At 61.4% G+C, this 19,708-nt stretch carries 11 protein-coding genes and 1 pseudogene; 9 read left to right on the forward strand and 3 right to left on the reverse strand.

What is annotated here, in order from left to right; translation table 11 throughout:
• Window positions 1–18 precede the first annotated feature (18 nt).
• The 5 genes from bcsA (L2I46_RS09875) to L2I46_RS09895 are packed head-to-tail and all read left to right on the forward strand — an operon-like array spanning window position 19 to window position 10,094.
• Window positions 19–2,130, forward strand: coding sequence for a UDP-forming cellulose synthase catalytic subunit (bcsA, locus tag L2I46_RS09875; RefSeq protein ID WP_050442668.1), 2,112 nt, complete (start codon window positions 19–21; stop codon window positions 2,128–2,130).
• Entirely contained in the window at window positions 2,127–4,556 is a 2,430-nt protein-coding gene (gene bcsB / locus L2I46_RS09880) for a cellulose biosynthesis cyclic di-GMP-binding regulatory protein BcsB (RefSeq protein WP_086076067.1), read from the forward strand. Before bcsA (L2I46_RS09875) ends, bcsB (L2I46_RS09880) begins: the two co-directional genes overlap by 4 nt.
• Complete coding sequence (locus L2I46_RS09885; RefSeq protein ID WP_236947812.1) at window positions 4,553–8,605, forward strand: cellulose biosynthesis protein BcsC; 4,053 nt, start codon at window positions 4,553–4,555, stop codon at window positions 8,603–8,605. The genes bcsB (L2I46_RS09880) and L2I46_RS09885 overlap by 4 nt, the downstream gene beginning before the upstream one ends.
• Window positions 8,605–9,081: a cellulose biosynthesis protein BcsD gene (gene bcsD / locus L2I46_RS09890; RefSeq protein ID WP_023291301.1), complete on the forward strand. Its 477-nt coding sequence runs from the start codon at window positions 8,605–8,607 to the stop codon at window positions 9,079–9,081. Before L2I46_RS09885 ends, bcsD begins: the two co-directional genes overlap by 1 nt.
• An 11-nt stretch (window positions 9,082–9,092) precedes the next feature.
• Window positions 9,093–10,094 carry a glycosyl hydrolase family 8 gene (locus L2I46_RS09895; RefSeq protein WP_236947813.1) on the forward strand — a complete coding sequence of 334 codons (1,002 nt, stop codon included), beginning with the start codon at window positions 9,093–9,095 and terminating at the stop codon, window positions 10,092–10,094.
• A 106-nt stretch (window positions 10,095–10,200) separates the two neighbouring features.
• Here L2I46_RS09895 and bcsG read toward each other — a convergent pair whose 3' ends face one another.
• The 3 genes from bcsG to bcsE are packed head-to-tail and all read right to left on the reverse strand — an operon-like array spanning window position 10,201 to window position 13,633.
• Window positions 10,201–11,886: a cellulose biosynthesis protein BcsG gene (bcsG, locus tag L2I46_RS09900; RefSeq protein ID WP_048298548.1), complete on the reverse strand. Its 1,686-nt coding sequence runs from the start codon at window positions 11,884–11,886 to the stop codon at window positions 10,201–10,203.
• Complete coding sequence (gene bcsF / locus L2I46_RS09905; protein WP_004204976.1) at window positions 11,883–12,080, reverse strand: cellulose biosynthesis protein BcsF; 198 nt, start codon at window positions 12,078–12,080, stop codon at window positions 11,883–11,885. Before bcsF ends, bcsG begins: the two co-directional genes overlap by 4 nt.
• Window positions 12,080–13,633, reverse strand: a complete 1,554-nt coding sequence (gene bcsE, locus L2I46_RS09910; RefSeq protein ID WP_023291298.1) for a cellulose biosynthesis protein BcsE — start codon at window positions 13,631–13,633, stop codon at window positions 12,080–12,082. Before bcsE ends, bcsF begins: the two co-directional genes overlap by 1 nt.
• A gap of 169 nt (window positions 13,634–13,802) precedes the next feature.
• On the opposite strand from bcsE, the gene bcsR reads away from it, so the two are divergent.
• From bcsR to bcsB (L2I46_RS09930), 4 genes and pseudogenes are all read left to right on the forward strand, one after another.
• On the forward strand, window positions 13,803–13,991 hold the full coding sequence (gene bcsR, locus L2I46_RS09915) for a cellulose biosynthesis protein BcsR (protein WP_023291297.1): 189 nt from the start codon (window positions 13,803–13,805) through the stop codon (window positions 13,989–13,991).
• An 11-nt stretch (window positions 13,992–14,002) separates the two neighbouring features.
• Window positions 14,003–14,734, forward strand: coding sequence for a cellulose biosynthesis protein BcsQ (gene bcsQ, locus L2I46_RS09920; RefSeq protein WP_072421040.1), 732 nt, complete (start codon window positions 14,003–14,005; stop codon window positions 14,732–14,734).
• Window positions 14,731–17,349 (forward strand): annotated as a pseudogene (bcsA, locus tag L2I46_RS09925) (UDP-forming cellulose synthase catalytic subunit). Before bcsQ ends, bcsA (L2I46_RS09925) begins: the two are co-directional and overlap by 4 nt.
• Window positions 17,350–17,359: 10 nt before the next feature.
• The gene (gene bcsB, locus L2I46_RS09930; protein WP_032429225.1) at window positions 17,360–19,705 is read left to right on the forward strand and encodes a cellulose biosynthesis cyclic di-GMP-binding regulatory protein BcsB; all 2,346 of its coding nucleotides are present in this window, start codon (window positions 17,360–17,362) and stop codon (window positions 19,703–19,705) included.
• Window positions 19,706–19,708 lie beyond the last annotated feature (3 nt).

The following is a 19,708-nucleotide window of genomic DNA, read 5'->3' on the forward strand; positions in this document are numbered from 1 at the left end:
TTATTGCAGGGCTGCTGAATGAAAAAATCTCTTTTTTGGTTGCTGGCGCTGGTGCTCTCTCCGGTCGCCGTGCTGGTAGTGATCACGCCGATGGACAGCCAGAAGCAGTACATCTTTGGTCTGCTGAGCATTGGTATTCTGTTTCTGATGGGTTTCAGCAAACGGCGCAGCATCTCGGTGATTATGGTCGTCGCTTCGCTGCTGATGTCCACCCGTTACATGTATTTTCGCCTCACGCAGACCCTGCACTTCAACTCAGCCATTGAAACCATTCTCGGCATGGGGCTCTTTCTGGCGGAAGTCTATATCTGGGTGATGCTGCTGCTTAACTATCTGCAGACGGTCTGGCCGCTGAAGCGCGGCATTGTTCCGCTGCCGGATGATATGAGCAAGTGGCCGACGGTTGATATCTATATTCCGAGCTATAACGAACCGCTGGAGGTGGTGCGTGACACCGTCCTCGCGGCGCAATGTATTGATTATCCAAAAGATAAAATGAAAATCTATCTTCTGGATGACGGTAAGCGCAGCGAGTTTGCCGTGTTCGCCGCCGACGTCGGGGTGGGCTATATTACCCGCAACGACAACAAGCACGCCAAAGCGGGGAACCTCAACCACGCGCTGACCCTGACCCAGGGAGAGCTTATCTGCGTCTTCGACTGCGACCACGTCGCCACGCGTGTGTTTCTGCAGGCCACCGTCGGCGGCTTTCTGAAAGATCCGATGCTGGCGCTGGTGCAGACGCCGCACTACTTCTATTCCCCGGATCCGTTCGAGCGCAACCTCTCCGTCGGGCGCAATATCCCGAACGAAGGGATGCTGTTCTATGGCCCGATTCAGCAGGGCAACGATAACTGGAACGCCACCTTTTTCTGCGGCTCCTGCGCGGTGATCCGCCGCGAGGCGCTGGCGCAGATCGGCGGTTTCGCCGTCGAAACGGTCACCGAGGACGCCCATACGGCGCTCAAGTTCCAGCGCCTTGGGTGGAAATCGGCCTTTCTCGATATTCCGCTGGCGGCTGGCCTCGCCACCGAGCGCCTGGTGGTGCACGTTATCCAGCGTACCCGCTGGGCGCGCGGGATGACGCAGATTTTTCGCGTTGATAACCCGCTGTTTGGCCGCGGGCTGACCTTCCAGCAGCGCTTGTGCTATCTCAGCGCCATGCTCTACTACCAGTTCGCGCTACCGAGGGTGGTGTTTGTCACCGCCCCGCTGGCTTACCTGCTGTTTAACCTCAATATTATTTACTCATCAGCGAGCCTGATCGTCTCTTATGCGCTGCCGCACCTGTTTCTCGCCATCTACGTCGGTTCGCGAATGAACGGCCGCTATCGCTACAGCTTCTGGGGGGAAATCTACGATATTGTGCTGGCTTTCCACCTGGTGCTGCCGACCCTGGTGACGATGATTTTCCCCAAGCGCGGCAAATTCAACGTCACCGATAAGGGCGGCCTGCTGGACGTCGGCTACTTCGATTTCACCGTGGTGCGCCCGCATCTGGTGGTGGCCTGCCTGCTGGCGCTGGGGGTGATCGTCGGCATCGTCCGGGCGATTGGCCATGACTACTTTGGCTCGGACCCCAACGTTATCGCCCTCAACGTCGGATGGGGGATCTACAGTCTGATCTTCCTGCTGGCGGCGATTGCCGTAGCGCGCGAAACGCGGCAGGTGCGCAAAACCATTCGTATCGATGTCGATATTCCGGTGGTGATCCATTACGCCAGCGGCATCGTTTCCCGCAGCCATACCGAGGATCTGTCGATGGGCGGCTGCCGCGTGGTGGCGCCAGATACGCGCCATCTGGAGGATGATATCGAAGAGATTGAGCTGATCCTGCAGTCCGGGGCTATTTCGATCCCGGCGCAGCTGGTCACCTCTGACGAGCGCTTCCTGCGCCTCAAGTTTGATGAAGATATTCCGCTTTCGCGCCGCCGTGAACTGGTGCGCGTGGTGCTGGCCCGCGCGGATGCCTGGATTAATCCGCCGCGCCCGCAGGATAACCCGTTCCGCTCCTTCTTCACCATTTTACGCTGCGTGTTCGAACTGTTCTGGCTGACGTGGAAAACCCGTCGCAGCCAGCGCAATCGGGCAACAGTGGCGAAAACGGCGCAGGAGGATGGCACGTTATGAAGCGATTAACGACGCTGGCGCTGCTGGCAGGGATGCTCTCTGCGCCTGCGCTGCACAGTGAAGAACCGGGCGCCGCCGCCCCGCTGAGCTTCCCGCAGCTCAACGGCGCGGCGGACAGCGAGCCAGGCGACGAACCCCCGGCTGCCTCGCCGGAGGAGGGCGCCTCTCCGGCAGCCCCCGCCACCGACGGCGATGCGGCGGCGACGGCCCCTGCGCCGGATATGCCGGACTTACCCCCGCCGGTGAGCGCTACGGCCGCGCCGGAGGTCATTCCTGTCGCCCCGGTCTGGGGAGGCGACCTGAATCTGGCGCAGATGGGGATGCCGGACGGCATTATCCTCAGCGGCGGTCAGCGGCAGGGGGGCGTCAGCTTTACCCTGCCTTCCGATCAGGTGGTGATCCATTCGCAGCTCAGCCTTGCCGTTCGCGTATCGCCGGAAATGGCGAGCCGCAACGCCACCCTGCAGCTGATGCTCAACGGTCAACCGCTCGGCACCCTGCCGCTGGGCGCCGATGGCGAGGATGTCTCCCATTATCAGCTGGATATCCCGCCCGCGCTGATGGTCTCCAGCAATAACCTGAGCGTGAAGATCAACGATGGCGATACCCTGCAGTGCCAGCGTGACATTCATGATTCGTCGCGGGTCACGGTGCTGCCCACGTCGCATTTCAGCTGGGAAAGCCAGCAATTGAACATCAGCGACGATCTGAGCCACTTCCCGCGTCCCTTCTTCGACAGCATGCAGATGACGCCGGCGGACATCGCCGTTTCCTATGGAGCGAAGCCGTCGGCCGACGTCTTCAGCGCCGCGGCGCTGGTTTCCTCCTGGCTGGGTATCCAGGCGGACTATCGCGGCATCGCCTTCAGCGCGCTGCGCGACCGCCTGCCGGAACGCCATGGCATCGTGATTGGCCATCCGGGCGAGCAGGTGGGCGGTATGACGCTGCCGGAAACCGATAAGCCGCTGCTGCGCATCATCGCCAATCCCGCCAATCCGGCCTATAAGCTGCTGTTGATCGTCGGCAAAAACGATACCGCGCTGCGCATGGCTGCCTGGCGGTTAACCCGCGGTAACTTTGCGCCGCAAACCGCGACGCTGGATGTCGAGCCGCAGACCATCCCGGTTGGCAAAGCGTATGATGCCCCGCGCTGGATCCCCACCGATCGTCCGGTCAGGCTCAGCGAACTGCTGCGTAAGGATCAAAGCCCGACCGTCAGCGGCGTCTGGCATGAACCTTTACGTATCGCCTTCCGCGCCGCCCCGGACCTCTATCTGTGGGATGGCGAGACGATCCCGCTGCAGGTTGGCTACCGCTTCCCGTCGGAAAACTGGATCAATGAGGATAAGTCCCTGCTGAGCGTCACGCTCAATGGCACCTTCCTCAACAACCTGCCGATGAACAAGCAGGGGCCGCTGGAGAAAGTCTGGCGCCACCTCGGCGGCGATGCGCGCCAGGAGCGCTTTACCATCCCGCTGGCCCCCTACCTGATCTACGGCGATAACCAGCTGTCGATGTACTTCAATGTGGTGCCGAAGGACGATGTTCCGTGCCAGGTGCTGCTGAATAACAATATCAAGAGCCGCATCACTGACGACTCCTGGATTGATTTGAGCAAGACGCGACACTTCTCGCTGCTGCCAAACCTTTCCTATTTTGTCGGCGCCTCGTTCCCCTTCTCGCGGCTGGCGGACTATTCGCAAACGACGCTCCTGCTGCCGGCGGAACCGTCTGAGACCCAGGTGGCGACCCTGCTGAATCTGGCCGCGCGCTCCGGGAATGCGACCGGCACCGCGCTGGCGAATAACCGCGTCGTTCTCGGGATGCCCACCGGCGGCGGGGATTTGCAGTCGCTGCGCGAACGTGACGTGCTGGCGGTCACCGCTCTCGATCAGCAGGCCTTCAACCAGAGCCTGCTGGCCGATTCACCCTACCGCCCGGTGGATAATGTGCTGAGCGTCCGCGAGCCCGATCTGTGGCAAAAAGCGCAGCGCCGGCTCACCGGCGACTGGACCTCCGCCAGCCTCGACGCCGATCGCTACTTCTCGTCCAGCAGCGCCTGGCGCGGGTTTATCAGCTATCGTTCGCCGTGGAACCCCGCCCGCCTGGTGGTGGTGGCGATGGCCAGCAATGATGATCAGCTGGCGCGACTGAAAAACGATCTGGACTCACCGCGCATCAACGCCGGGATCCGTGGCGATACCGCGGTGATCACCAGCGATAACGGGGTGCGCAGTTTCCAGGTGAGTACGCCGTTCCCCAGCGGTCAGATGCCGTGGTACATGATGGCGGTCTGGTATGCCAGCCAGCACTCCGGTTTCCTCGCCCTGCTGGGGCTGATTGCCACCTCGATAATGGGACTGGCGCTGACCGCGATGTTTAAACGTCACGCCCGTAAGCGTCTGGGTTCGGGGGATAACCAATGAAAAGAAAGATAACGATAACGATGAAAAGCTCCCGGCGGCTCACCACATTCTGCCTCACCGGCGCCCTGGCTCTCGGCGCCTCTGGCGGCGCGCTGGCGGCGGGTAACGACGCGGCGCTGCAGGCGCTGTTCGCCCAGGCCAACTATTGGCATGAGAAATCCCATGACGAGCTGGCGATGGAGTCCCTGCAGAAGGTGCTCTCGGTGGATGCCAACAACACCCAGGCGCTGTATCTGATGGCGCTCTGGTCGCAGCAGGGCGGCGATATGCAGGCGGCGGCGCAGTGGCGCGCGCGGCTGGCGAAAGCGGCGCCGGATAGCCCGGGCCTGCAGGATCTGGACAACGCCAAAAAGATGTCGCAGGTGCCGCAGGGCCAGCTCAGCCTGGCCCGCCAGCAGGCGCGCGGCGGCAATATCCCCGGGGCGCTGGCGACCTGGCGCAGCATGTTCAATGGCAATACGCCGCCTGCCGGGCTGGCGGCGGAATATTACCTGACCATGGCCAGCGACAAATCGCTTTATCCGCAGGCCATCAGCGAACTGCGGCAGTACGTGGCGCAGCATCCGCAGGAGAACGCCCCGCGGGTGGCGCTGGGCAAAGCGTTAACCTGGCGGGAAGAGACCCGTCGGGAAGGGATCGCCCTGCTCGAGCCGATGGCCAGCGGCAATAAAGAGGCGGACAGCGGCTTGCGTCAGGCCTTGCTCTGGCTGGGCCCGCAGGCCGGGGATGAGCAGTATTACGATACCTGGATGCAGCGGCATCCGCAGGATAGCGAAGTTCAGAACTACTTTCGTGAACGGCGCAGCGGTCAGGCGCGCGGTCAGGGCTACGCCAATCTCAACAGCGGCAATACCGCTGCCGCGAAACAGCAGTTTGAAGAGGTATTGCAGACCAACCCGCAGGATGCCGATGCGCTGGCGGGCATGGGCTATATCGCCCAGCGCAGCGGCGACTACCAGGCCGCGTCACAATATCTGAGCCGGGCGGCCGATCTCGGCGGCGACGCCTCGGCGACCCGCCGTCAGCAGGCGGCCGATGCCCTGTTCTACGGCCAGCTGGCGCAGGCCCAGCAGGCCTATAAGCAGGGCAATATCAGCCAGGCGCTGGCGCTCTCCGCGCCGCTGGCGCAGCAGAGCGGGGCGCGGGGCGCCTCGGCGAAGCTGTTTCGCGCCGATGTGCTGCGGCATAACAAAGATTTACCCCAGGCCGAGCAAACGCTGCGCTCACTGTTAAACGACGATCCGCAGAATGCGGCGGCGCGGGAAAACCTCTACTACGTGCTGCGCGAGCAGAATAAATCCGCCGAGGCGCAGGCGATGCTGCAGACGCTGCCGCAGAGTCTGCAGCAAAAACTGCAGCCGCGAGTGGCGGCCGGCGTCCCGGGCGACGCCCTGCGCCGTCAGGCCCAGGCGCAGGTCAGCAGCGGTAACCCAGCCGGCGCCATTGCCACCCTGCGCCAGGGCGTCGCCCGCTATCCGGACGATCCCTGGCTGCGTCTCGATCTGGCCCGACTGCTGCAAAAATCGGGTAACGCCAGCGAGGCCTCTTCGCTGATGTCGGCGGCCTATCGCCCCGGCGCCAGCAACAGCGCGCTGTATGCCGCCGCGCTGTTCGCCAGCGAAAACGGCGCCTGGCAGCAGGCGCAGACGCTGCTGTCGCGCATTCCCGGCGGCAGCCAGACCAGCGACATGCGCGATTTACGTCAGCGGGTGAACTACAACCTGCAGCTGGTGACGGCCGAAAACTACCTGGCGCAGGGCAATACCATCGCCGCCAGCAATACCCTGCGGGCGATGGCCTCTACGCCGCCGAAAGCCCCGGCGGACGCCGGCAAGCTGGCGCGGCTGCTGGCCGAGAGCGGCGACCTGACCACTGCGGTATCGCTGGTGCGCAACAATATCAGCGGCGGGGTGTCCGGCAACGCTGGCGATTACGCCGATCAGATCGCCGTCCTGAACCAGGCCGGGCTGACCGGCGAGGCGCAGAACCTGATCAGCAATCCGCAGCTGCAGGCCAGCAGTACGCCGACGCAGCTGGCGAGCATTCGCAATGGCTATGTAATCAACGAGGCCGATCGCCTGCGCGAGCAGGGCAATTACGCCGCGGCGTATGACAAGCTGATCCGCGCCATGCAAAGCGATCCGCAAAACACCGATCTGATGTTCGCCATGGCGCGGCTGTACCAGAGCGGCAAAATGAACAAAGAGGCCGGGGTGGTCTATGACTACCTGATGACGCGCGATACGCCGAACCAGGATGCGCGCGCCGGGGCCATCGATGTGGCGCTGTCGGCGGGGAACAACGATCGCGCTGAACAGCTGGCCGGCGGCTTGCGTCAGGATAACTCCCCGGATCGCCTGCTGCTGCTGGCGAGAGTGGCGGAGGCCCAGGGTCATCACCAGCAGGCGATGACCTACCTGCGCAGCGCCCGCGGCAAACTGCTGGGCATGCAAAGCACCAACAGCAGCGAAACGCCGACCGTCGGCGGGGTGCTGGCGGCGGATAACCCCTTCATCGGCGTGTCGCAAACGTCGGCGCCGACGCGGACGGCCTCCGCCTACGGCCAGTATATGCCGTGGCAGGTCGCCCAGTCGGCCGCCGCGCCCGGCTCCTCGCTGCCGGGGATCCAGCGCACCGATTTGCCGGTGGACACCGCCCAGACGCGGATGCTGCGTCAGGTGGACACCATGATGGAGTCGCTGCAGGAGAAAACCGGCAGCTGGCTGCAGGGGGGAATGGACGTGCGCGGACGCGACGGCGAATCGGGCACCAGCAAGCTGACGGAGCTCAGAACGCCGCTGACCTGGTCCTCCTCGCCGTTTGGCGACTCGCGCTTTGACTTTACCGTCACCCCGGTGTCGTTAAACGCCGGGACCGCCAGCGGCGACGCCTGGCGTCGCTACGGCGCCAACCCGCTGGCCAATGCGGTCTCCAATATGGTGAGTACCGCCACCAGCGAGCAGGCGGCGATCGCCGCGATGACCGAGGCGGAGCGGACGGCCTATTTTGCCAGCAATCCGGGCGCTGAGGCGCTAAGCGGCCTCGGCACCCTGAACGCGGCGGATTTCAATCCGACCACCAGCAGCGGGATGGAAAACCTGGCCAAGCTCGGGAGCTATGATTCGGGGCAGGTGGCCAGCTATCTCTCCTCGTCCAGCCGCAAGCCGAACGTTGACCAGACCAGCGGCTCGACCGATTCGCAGAAGGCCAACGGCGTCGAACTGGCGCTGGCGCTAAGCGGCGACGATTACCGGGTCGATATCGGCAGCACGCCGCTGGGCCAGGATCTTAATACCGTTGTCGGCGGGGTGAAATGGTCGCCCAAGCTGACCAACTATCTGTCGCTGATCCTCACCGGCGAACGCCGCTCGCTGACCGACAGCCTGCTTTCTTATGTCGGTCTGAAGGATGCCTATTCCGGGAAAAACTGGGGGCAGGTGACGAAAAACGGCGGCACCCTGCAGCTGAGCTATGACGATGGCGATGCGGGCTTCTACGTTGGCGGCGGCGGATATAGCTATCTCGGACAGAACGTCGCCAGCAACACCAGCATCAATGCCAATGCCGGGGTCTATCTGCGGCCCTATCATGACGAATACCGCCAGCTGCAGGCCGGGTTGAGCATGAGCTATATGGATTACTCCAAAAACCTCAGCTACTTCACCTATGGCCAGGGGGGCTACTTTAGTCCGCAAAACTACGTCAGCGTGTCGCTGCCGGTCAGTCTGACGGAGAAATATGATAACTGGACCATGAAGCTCGGCGGCTCGGTGGGCTACCAGTCTTACAGCCAGGATAAGAGCGCCTATTTCCCGACCAATTCGGAGTGGCAGCAAACCCTGGAGACGGCGGTAAGCAACGGGTTTGCCAAGGAAGCCTACTATTCCGCGACCTCGAAGAGCGGCATCGGCTATACCCTGCGCGCCGGGGCGGATTACAAGGTCAACAAACAGATGACGCTGGGGGGCCAGATTGGCTATGACACCTTCGGGGATTATAACGAAAGCACCGCCGGGCTCTATATTCGCTATATGTTAGGAGATCATTGATGATGACGGAGAACAATAACCCGGTGGTGATGACCTGGTTTCAGCAGCAGCAGACGCCTGCCGGATGGTTCGATCTGTTGATTATTATGGTCGAAGGTATGCTCAATAATGCCGGCGAGCTGGAGAGCCAGCCGTTCCTGCGTCAGATGGGCGCTTCGCTGGCGGAGGCCCATCCGCTGCCGGCGTCGGAGACCGTGGGGGAGCTGGAGGCGAATATCAACCGGCTGCTGACCCATTTCCACTGGGGAGTGGTGACCATCGACGTCGGCGAGGACGGCCTGCGCCTGCGCCATCAGGCGTTGCCGGTCAGCCGCGACGACGCGGGGCGCGTGCGCTGGTGCAACGCGTTCTGTGCCATACTCGAGGGGTTATATTCTCGCTGGCTGCAGAGTCAGGGAGGCAGTGCTCACGTGATATTGCAGCGTGAGCGGGTGTTCTCCGTCTCTGACGTTCAGTTTCTTTACTACCATCCATAAAGAGTGAATTTATGCCCCTGCGTGCTTTAGTGGCGGTGATAGTGACAACGGCAGTGATGCTGGTGCCCCGGGCGTGGGCGGATACGGCATGGGAGCGCTATAAGGCCCGTTTTATGATGCCGGACGGCCGTATCATTGATACCGCCAATGGCAATGTGTCGCATACGGAAGGCCAGGGCTTCGCCATGCTCCTGGCGGTGGCGAATAACGATCGCCCGGCGTTCGACAAACTGTGGCAGTGGACGGACAGCACCCTGCGCGACAAGTCTAACGGGCTGTTTTACTGGCGCTATAACCCGGTGGCGCCGGACCCGATCGCCGATAAAAACAACGCCACCGATGGCGATACCCTGATCGCCTGGGCGCTGCTGCGCGCGCAAAAGCAGTGGCAGGACAAGCGCTACGCGACGGCCTCCGATGTCATCACCGCCTCCCTGCTGAAATATACGGTGGTGACTTTCGCCGGTCGCCAGGTGATGCTCCCGGGGGTGAAGGGGTTCAACCGCAACGACCACCTGAACCTTAACCCCTCCTATTTCATCTTTCCGGCCTGGCGCGCCTTTGCGGAGCGGACGCACCTGACCGCCTGGCGGACATTGCAGAGTGACGGGCAGGCGCTGCTGGGGCAGATGGGCTGGGGGAAATCGCACCTGCCCAGCGACTGGGTGGCGCTGCGGGCGGATGGCAAGATGCTGCCGGCCAAAGAGTGGCCGCCGCGGATGAGTTTCGATGCGATCCGTATCCCGCTGTATATCTCGTGGGTCGATCCGCATAGCGCCTTGCTCGCGCCGTGGAAAGCCTGGATGCAGAGTTACCCGCGTCTGCAAACCCCGGCGTGGATCAACGTTAGCACTAACGAGGTCGCCCCGTGGAATATGGCCGGCGGCCTGCTGGCGGTGCGTGATTTAACGCTTGGCGAACCGCAGGAAGCGCCGCAGATTGACGACAAGGATGATTATTACTCCGCCAGCCTCAAGCTGCTGGTCTGGCTGGCGAAACAGGATCAGCGCTAGCGCGGTGATGGCTTTGCAGGCCTCTCAGCCCGTATGCCTGCGGGCTGAGAGGGAAGAGCAGGAACGTCTCACGATGTCAGGCCGCCAGCATAGGCGGCCTTGTCGCTTATTGCGGATAAGGCACCCAGCTTCCGCCATTCAGCTGGACATACGGCTTGCCCTGATACTGGATAACGATGGCGTTGGCGTTTTCGGACACCGCCGCGCTCTGCGGCAGGTTGGCGACATACTGCTGCCAGTTGACGCTCTCTTCGCTGAACATTTTGCCGTCGAGGGCGCGCACCACCAGCTCCGACACCGCCAGGTAGCTGCTGGGCTGATCGATGATAATCGGCGCGCCTTCATGCGGCGCCTTCATGCCGAAGAATTTCACCGCCGTCGGGACGTTAGTGATCGACGGGCTCGGGATATCCCGCAGGCCAGACACCTGCATCTTATCGCCCTTCAGCGCGCCGCCGTGTTCCGGCACCACCACCACCATCACCTTCCGCCCCGATTTTTCCAGCTCGGTGAAGAAGTTATCCAGGTCGTCAAACAGCTTTTGCGCGCGCACTTTGTAGTCCGCGGTTTTGCTTTGTCCCGGGAAGTGGTTGCCGTCATGCAGCGGCAGGGTGTTATAGAAGGTGGCGCTCCGCGGATTGCTGCTGGCCTCTTCGGTCTTCAGCCAGCGGTTGAGGACCGCCAGATCCTCGTACACCGGCGAGCCGTCAAACGCCTGCAGGCTGACCGGCAGACCGCTCTGGTCCATCAGCGGGCTCTGCATGCCGCCCAGCGAACGCAGCTCTTTCAGGAAGTCGCCGAACAGGCCGTTGTGGCCGAGCATCAGCTGCTGGTTGAAGCCGAGTTTCGCCAGGTTTTCAAACAGGTAGCAATCGGCGCCGGACGGCTGATACAGGTTGGTATGCGACAGCTGGCCGCAGCTGGCGCGCAGCAGGCGCACCGCCGCCGGTCCGCTGTAGGAGGTCGCGGAGTTAAAGTTTTTGAAGACGATATCGAAATGCTTCCACAGCGGGTGGTCCATCAGCCCGGCGGCTTCAATATCCGACCAGGAGAGCGAGCAGATATTGATCACCAGCAGGTCAAACGGCTGCGCATCCGCCGGCAGCTGGTCCGGGAACGGCGTCTTGCGCTTCTGCTCGGCGGCATAGAAACCGTTCAGCCAGTTGGTGAGATTGGCCGAGGTCGGCGGCTCGGTCTGCGGCGGAATATCGCTGCTGGCCGGGCTGGCCGGGCTGGACGCGGCGCCAGCGGCGGCGTTGGTCCCGACGTTGGCCGGCGCGGTGGCGGCGGCGGTGGTGGGCTGACCGGCAGGCCAAATGGTAAAGGCCGGCAGCAACGGGCTGACCGCCTGCCAGACGACCATCGCGGAGACAAACACGGTAACGCGCAGCCACTGGCTGATAAACAGCCATAGCACCAGTAAAACAAAGAAGGCGCCGACCATGCTCCAGTTGATAAAGCGGACAATCAGATCCCAGATATAGCTGGCGCTGAAGCCGGCGATTTGCGAGCCCTGGCTAAGCAGCGTCTCCGGCCCGGGCAGCCAGGTATCATGCCAGAACAGCGCGAAGCCGAGCGGAATGGCGATCCAGTGGCGGATGCGGTGCAGCTTTTCACGCGGGATCGGCACCAGCAGAAAGGCGAGAAACACCAGGTTCAGCATCGGGTGGAAATTGAGATACCCGGCCCACAGCAGGGCAAACTTGACCAGAAAGTATAAGTTCCAGCCGCCAAGGCCGCGCCAGTACTGCCAGAGCGGAAGCGGTGCCGCGGTCGTTTTTTTATTTGTCATTTATTCGCTTTGCCTTGCTTAACCGTTGTTCCCCGGCGTAATACCCCTGCCGGTTTCACGTAACGGGGTTTAAAGAACATCAATCTTAACGTCGTGCGGATCCGGCGCTGATAGTGGCGCGTCAGGTAGCCCAGCGGAAAAAACAGCAGGGCGCAGAGCACCACCAGTTGCAGAATATCGGCGATAGACATCATCAGGCTTGCTCCTCACGGGTGGTTAACCGGTGTGGTTCGGGATAGCGTCGCCAGTGGCGTCCATCATGGGTGGCGTTGATGGTTTCGTTTTTACCGACCGAGAGGGGCAGCGGCGTGTTCCAGCGCGCCGGCTCGACGCCGCGCATGATCACGATTTCCGAGAGGATCTGTTTGTCTTCAAACCACACCATACGGTTAGAAAAAATATCGCCGGTCGGCAGCGGGAAAATATGATTTAGCGCGGTGTCGAGGTCATTGATTCGGCAAAATGACAAGAACAGCACCAGCCGGTTATTGCCGATGGTCATAATGTCGCCCATCCGGTTGGGTTTGCATAACGTCAGCGCCTGCTCGACGCGCAGCCCCGGCGCCGGGCGCAGGGCCACCATCACGCCTTTGCTGTCGGCCGGCAGCAGGGTATTGGTCATCACGTTGTGCACCGCTTCGCAAAAGGCGTCCCATTTCTGATAGCCCCGCAGCTTTAACGGCTGGCTCCAGGTGAGCAGGGTGGCAAAATCTTCCGGGATACGCCGGGAGAACTTTTGGTTCTGTACGCTTTCAATCAGCGTCAGGCAGCGGGAAAGCGACGCGCTGTTGGGGATCACCAGGCTGGCGCCGCTGCTGAGCAGCAGCCGCTCATCGGTCGCGCGCAGGCTGGGGGTTTGTTCGCGGACAATAATTTTCAGCGCGGTGCCGCGCTGACGACGCAGGGTATGAATATAGCGCCCCAGCTGTTCAATTTGCGTATTCTGGGTAATGGAGAAGAGGATCGTCGCCGCCTGCGCAGTGCGCCCGGCGTTGAAGACCTCGTCATTGGTATCGAACAGGGTCCAGTATTCCGAGAGCGGCGGGGCGCCTTCGAGGACGCGCACATGGCTGAGGATCGCTTTTTCGTCGCTACGCGGCTGCACGCTGGTTTCAGCATCCTGCGCTAATCGCCAGCCGGCGTCGTCGTGTTGCACCATCAGCTGCTGCTGGGCGCTGATGCCTTTATCGCTTCCCCACCAGGCAATATCAAAAAGATGGCGGTCGCCCTGGTAGCGAATACTTGCCAGACCGGAAAGGGATCGGTACGCGCGTAATAACGGGGTGAGCTGCCGATCGATATCCTGGGCGGGATTGATCGCTAAGAACGTGCAGCGATGATATTGCGCCCAGCGACTGGTTTTTTCCACCCAGGCGCATAACTTTTCATTATTTATATTTTGCCAGGCATTTTCAGCGCATAGCAGAATAAACAAATAATTGCCAGGCTCGAGGGAGCAGACTAAATCACGATGTATTTCTTCCAGCGCCTCCGGGCGATTCGGCAGGGTAAACAGCGCGATATTATTCGGGCCATGAATGCTATCTAATGAAATGATATCATCAGGTTTATCACCCATGACCAGCGCGGCAACTTTGCTGTTTTTCGCCTGCGCGGCCAGCGTCTGATTAACCAGACTGACGGCATCGGCATAACGGTCAACGTTGAGCCACCATACCCCGCCGACCGGCATATGGCACACTTCATCCCATAATGATGAAATACCCAAAGTAAATACACTATCCACGGCATCCCTCGTGCGCCCTGATTCACACTGGATAAGTTTACTAGCGAAACTGACAGAGTAAACCTAACATTGAAATTAAAGGTCATCAGTTTTAGCATGTACACCTGCTTTTTAAGGAAGCGCTGTATACGTCCTCTGGTTTAATAATAAATTTCGAACGGACAGAGATATGCCAGCAAAAGATCCTGTCGTACCCACGGACGCCACGCTGGGGTACACCTTTCAAAATGATTTTTTGGCGCTAAGCCGGGCATTTTCCCTGCCGGATATTGATTATCATGATATTTCGAGGCGTGAACAGCTGAACGCAGCGCTGAAGCGCTGGCCGCTGCTGGCAGAGTTTGCAGAGAAAAAATAAGGAAGCCGGAGATGGCTATTCTGGGATTACAGGGCGTGCGCGGGGGAACTGGCGTCACGTCCATTACGGCTGCACTCGCCTGGGCGCTGCAATTGCTCGGTGAAAGCGTGCTGGCGATCGACGCCAGCCCGGATAATATGCTGCGCTTTTTTTTCAACACCGATATCCATCATCAGGACGGCTGGGCCCGGTCGCTGCTTGACGGCCGTGACTGGCGCGACGCGGGTCTGCGCTATACGCAACATATCGATCTGCTGCCGTTTGGCCAGCTCAGCGCGGGCGAAAGAGAAAACGTCGACCAGCTGCTGCCCACCCTGGGAGCGATGACGGAAGCGGTACAGCAGCTGCAGGGCCAGTACCGCTGGCTGCTGCTGGATCTGCCGGCGGGCTATTCGCCGTTGACCCGCGAGCTGCTGACGCTCTGCGACCGCTCGCTGGTGGTGGTCCATCCCGACGCCAACAGCCATATCCGTTTGCACCAGCAGCCCTTTCCGGCCAACAGCGATATTCTGATTAACGATCTGCGGGTCGGCAGCCAGCTGCAGGAAGATCTCTACCAGCTGTGGCTCGAGAGCCAGCCGCGGATCCTGCCGGTGACCATTCACCGCGACGAGGCGATGGCCGAGTGCCTGGCGGCGAAACAGCCCCTTGGGGAGTATCGCCAGGACTCTCTGGCGGCGGAAGAGGTGCTGACCCTGGCGAACTGGTGCCTGATCCACTATGCCGGCGGGAGGGCGGTATGATCCGCCTCAGCACGCTGCTGTTGGCCCCGCCGGTGGGGGAACGGCTGCGCGCGCGCTATGACGATTACCGGCAGCATGGCGCCTCCTGGCTGTCGGCGTCGCTTGGCTGCCTGTGGGCATCGCTGGTCTGGGCGCTCATGCCGCTGGAGACGCCGCGCTGGCAGGCGATTCTGGCGCACCATGACACCTATTTCCCCCATATTAATCCGCACCGGCCACGGCTCCTGGATCCGCTGCGCTATCTGTTGCAATCCCTGTGGCTGCTGGCGACCCGCGTGCCGGAGCCGGAGAAAAAGGTCAACTGGCGTTCGCTGGCGGCGCTGGAAGGGGTGCATGGTCGCTACGCGCAATGGATGGAGAAACTGCCTGAGCAGGTTAACGCCCGCACCCGCCATCTGGATAAACAGAAAGAGCTGGCGCACCTCAATCCTAAACTGCGCCGGGCGATCCTCGGAGTGGTGACCTGCTGCTCGCTGGTGCTGGCGCTGATGTGTATTACGCAGCCCTTTAACCCGCTGTCGCAATTTATCTTCCTGATGCTGCTGTGGGGCGTGGCGCTGCTGGTGCGGCGCATCCCCGGCCGCTTCTCGGCGCTGATGCTGATCGTGCTGTCGCTGACGGTCTCGTGCCGCTATATCTGGTGGCGCTACACCTCGACGCTGAACTGGAACGACCCGGTAAGCCTGGTGTGCGGGATTATTTTGCTGTTCGCCGAGACCTACGCCTGGGTGGTACTGGTGCTGGGCTACTTCCAGGTGGTCTGGCCGTTGAACCGCCAACCGGTGCCGCTGCCGGAGGACATGGATCTGTGGCCGACGGTGGATATCTTCGTCCCCACCTACAACGAAGATCTCAACGTGGTGAAAAACACCATCTATGCCTCGCAGGGCATCGACTGGCCGAAGGACAAGCTCAACATCTGGATCCTCGACGACGGCGGACGGGAAGCGTTTCGCCAGTTTGCCAAAGATGTCGGGGTGCACTACATCGCCCGTACCAGCCATGAGCACGCCAAGGCCGGTAACATCAACAATGCGCTGAAATACGCCAAAGGGGAGTTTGTCTCGATCTTTGACTGCGACCACGTGCCGACGCGCTCGTTTCTGCAGATGACCATGGGCTGGTTCCTGAAAGAGAAAGAGCTGGCGATGATGCAGACCCCGCACCATTTCTTCTCGCCAGACCCCTTTGAGCGCAACCTTGGCCGTTTTCGCAAAACGCCGAACGAAGGCACCCTGTTCTACGGCCTGGTGCAGGACGGGAACGATATGTGGGACGCCACCTTCTTCTGCGGCTCCTGCGCCGTGATCCGCCGCGGCCCGCTGGACGAGATTGGCGGCATCGCCGTCGAAACAGTGACCGAAGATGCCCACACCTCGCTGCGCCTGCACCGGCGCGGCTACACCTCCGCCTATATGCGTATTCCGCAGGCCGCGGGGCTGGCGACGGAGAGTTTGTCGGCGCACATTGGCCAGCGCATCCGCTGGGCGCGCGGCATGGTGCAGATTTTCCGTCTCGATAACCCGCTGTTTGGCAAGGGGCTGAAGCTGGCGCAGCGCGTCTGCTACGCCAACGCCATGCTCCACTTCCTCTCCGGTATTCCGCGCCTCATCTTCCTCACGGCGCCGCTGGCCTTTTTGCTGCTCCATGCCTATATCATTTATGCGCCGGCGCTGATGATCGCGCTGTTCGTGCTGCCGCATATGATCCACGCCAGCCTGACCAACTCGAAGATTCAGGGCAAATACCGCCATTCGTTCTGGAGTGAAATCTACGAGACGGTGCTCGCCTGGTATATCGCGCCGCCCACCTTTGTGGCGTTGATTAACCCGCATAAAGGCAAATTCAACGTCACCGCGAAGGGTGGGCTGGTGGAAGAGGAGTATGTCGACTGGGTGATCTCCCGGCCCTATATCTACCTCGTGCTGCTCAACCTGGTCGGCGTCGCGGTGGGGATCTGGCGCTTTATGTACGGCCCGGAAAACGAAATTCTCACCGTCTGGGTGAGTATTGTCTGGGTGTTTTACAACCTGATTATTCTTGGCGGCGCGGTGGCGGTCTCGGTTGAAAGCAAGCAGGTACGCCGGTCGCATCGTGTCGAAATGAGCATGCCGGCGGCCATCGCCCGCGATGACGGCCATCTGTTCTCCTGCACCGTTCACGACTATTCCGACGGCGGCCTGGGGATCAAAATTCACAGCGACGCGCAGGTGCTGGAGGGGCAGAACGCCAGGCTGCTGCTCAAACGGGGACAGCAGGAGTATGTCTTCCCGGTGCGGGTCGCGCGGGTAAACGGCAACTAAGTGGGATTGCAGCTGCTGCCGTTGACCAACCAGCAGCATATCGATTTTGTGCAGTGTACGTTTGCCCGCGCCGATACGTGGGCGCTTTGGCAGGATAGCTTCCCGGAAGATAAGCCGATGGAAAGCCTGCTGGATATCCTCAAGCTTGGATTCCGTGGTTACCGTCACCTGGCGGAGTTTTCGCCGCCGTCGGTGAAGGTCATTTTCCGCGCGCTCACCTCGCTGGTGGCATGGATAGTGTCGTTTGTACCCCGACGCCCTGAACGCGCCGCGCCGACGCTCTCCGCAGACCCGGCAATGGCTCAACAATGATGATAATGCGATGAAAAGAAAACTTTCCTGGATGTGTGCAGTAGCGGTGGGCATGTGCAGCTGGTATCCGCTGGCCTCTTACGCGGCGCCGGCCGCCGTGGTGAACCCGGCTCCTGGCGTTCAGCCGCAGGCGGCCACCCCGCCCGCGCCGGTGACGATTGGCGAGCCGACGGCGACCCTCGCCGAACCGACCGCTCCGGCGGTGGTCGCCGAGAATATCCCGCAGCGGGAGGTGAAGCTGACCTTTGCCACCATCGCGCCGCCTCCGGGCAGCATTGTGCTGCGCGGCTCACGGCCTGACGCCTCGGTCGAATTCGGCATGCGCAGCGATGAGCTGGTCGCCAACGCGCTGCTCAATCTGGAATATACCCCGTCGCCCTCGCTGCTGCCCGTGCAGTCGCAGCTGAAAGTCTATCTCAACGATGAGCTGATGGGCGTCCTGCCCGTCACCAAAGAGCAGCTGGGGAAAAAGATCCGCGCGCAGCTGCCGATTGACCCGCTGTATATCACCGACTTCAACCGCATACGGCTGGAGTTTGTCGGCCACTATCGCGATGTCTGCGAAAACCCGGCCAGCAGCACGCTGTGGCTGGACGTCGGGCGCGAAAGCTATCTGGATCTCACCTACCAGTCGCTGAAGGTGCATAACGATCTGTCGCACTTCCCGGTGCCGTTCTACGATCCGCGCGACAACCGCCCGCTGACGCTGCCGATGATTTTCCCGGGTTCGCCGGCGGTGGCCCAGCAGCAGGCGGCGGCGATTATCGCCTCATGGTTCGGCAGCAAGGCCGGCTGGCGCGGCCAGCAGTTCCCGGTCTATTTCAACGAACTGCCGGATCGTAACGCCATTGTCTTCGCCACCAACGACAAGCGTCCGGATTTCCTGCGCGATCATCCGCCGGTCAACGCGCCGACCATCGAAATGATCGACAACCCGAACGATCCTTACGTCAAGCTGCTGGTGATTTTCGGCCGCGATGATAAAGACCTGCTGCTGGCGGCGAAGGGGATTGCCCAGGGCAATATTCTGTTCCGCGGCAGCAGTGTCACCGTGGACGGCATCAAAACCCTGCAGCCGCGGCAGCCATACGATGCGCCAAACTGGGTGCGCACCGACCGCTCGGTCACCTTTGCTGAGCTGAAAACCTATGAGCAACAGCTGCAGTCCAGCGGGCTGGTGCCGGATGCCATCACCGTGGCGCTTAACCTGCCGCCGGATCTCTATCTGCTGCGGGCCAACGGCATCGATATGGATCTGAAATATCGCTACACCATGCCGCCGGTGAAGGACAGCTCGCGGATGGATATCAGCCTCAACGACCAGTTCCTGCAGTCGTTCAGCCTTAACAGCTCCCAGGACGTGAACAAACTGATCCTGCGCCTGCCGGTGCTGCAGGGGCTGCTGGACGGCAAATCGGAGGTCACCATCCCCGCGCTGCGTCTTGGGGCGGTGAACCAGCTGCGCTTTGACTTCCAGTACATGAACCCGATGCCCGGCGGCTCCATCGACAACTGTATTACCTTCCAGCCGGTGCAGAACCATGTGGTGATCGGCGACGATTCGACCATCGACTTCTCGAAGTATTATCACTTTATTGCGCTGCCGGACCTGCGCGTCTTCGCCAATGCGGGCTTCCCTTACAGCCGAATGGCTGACCTCGCCGACACCCTGGTGGTGGTGCCGAAGGCGCCGACCCAGGGCCAGGTGGCGACGCTGCTGCAGGCGCTGGGCGGCATCGGTTCGCAGACCGGCCTGGCGGCGATTAATCTGCAAATGACCGACGATGGCAACCAGATCAAGAATAAAGACGCGGATCTGCTGCTGATCGGCGCGATCCCCTCGTCTCTCAAGGACGATACCAAAATCAACCTGCTGGTCGAGGCGACCAAAAGCTGGGTGAAAATGCCGATGCGCCACTATGACCTGGCGAGCATTTATCCCGATGACGAGGCCCGCACGCCCAACACCCGCACCGACATCACCTCTTCCGGACCGATGGCGGCGGTGATTGGCTTCCAGTCGCCCTACAACGATCAGCGTAGCGTGGTGGCCCTGCTGGCCGACAGCCCGCGCGGTAATGAATTGCTGACCAACGCCCTCAACGACAGCGGTAAGCGGGCGGCGATGTTTGGCTCGGTGGCGGTGATCCGCGAATCCGGCGTCAACAGCCTGCGGGTGGGCGATGTTTACTATGTCGGCCATCTGCCCTGGTTCGAGCGCATCTGGTTCGCGCTCTCTAACCACCCGATACTGCTGGCGATCTTCGCCGCGGTCAGTATCGTGCTGCTGGCGTGGGTGCTGTGGCGCATGCTGCGCATTATCAGCCGCCGCCGCCTTAGCCTGGATGATGAATAAACG

The sequence above is a fragment of the Klebsiella sp. 2019SCSN059 genome (genome assembly GCF_021739525.1).
Classification (GTDB): domain Bacteria; phylum Pseudomonadota; class Gammaproteobacteria; order Enterobacterales; family Enterobacteriaceae; genus Klebsiella; species Klebsiella quasipneumoniae.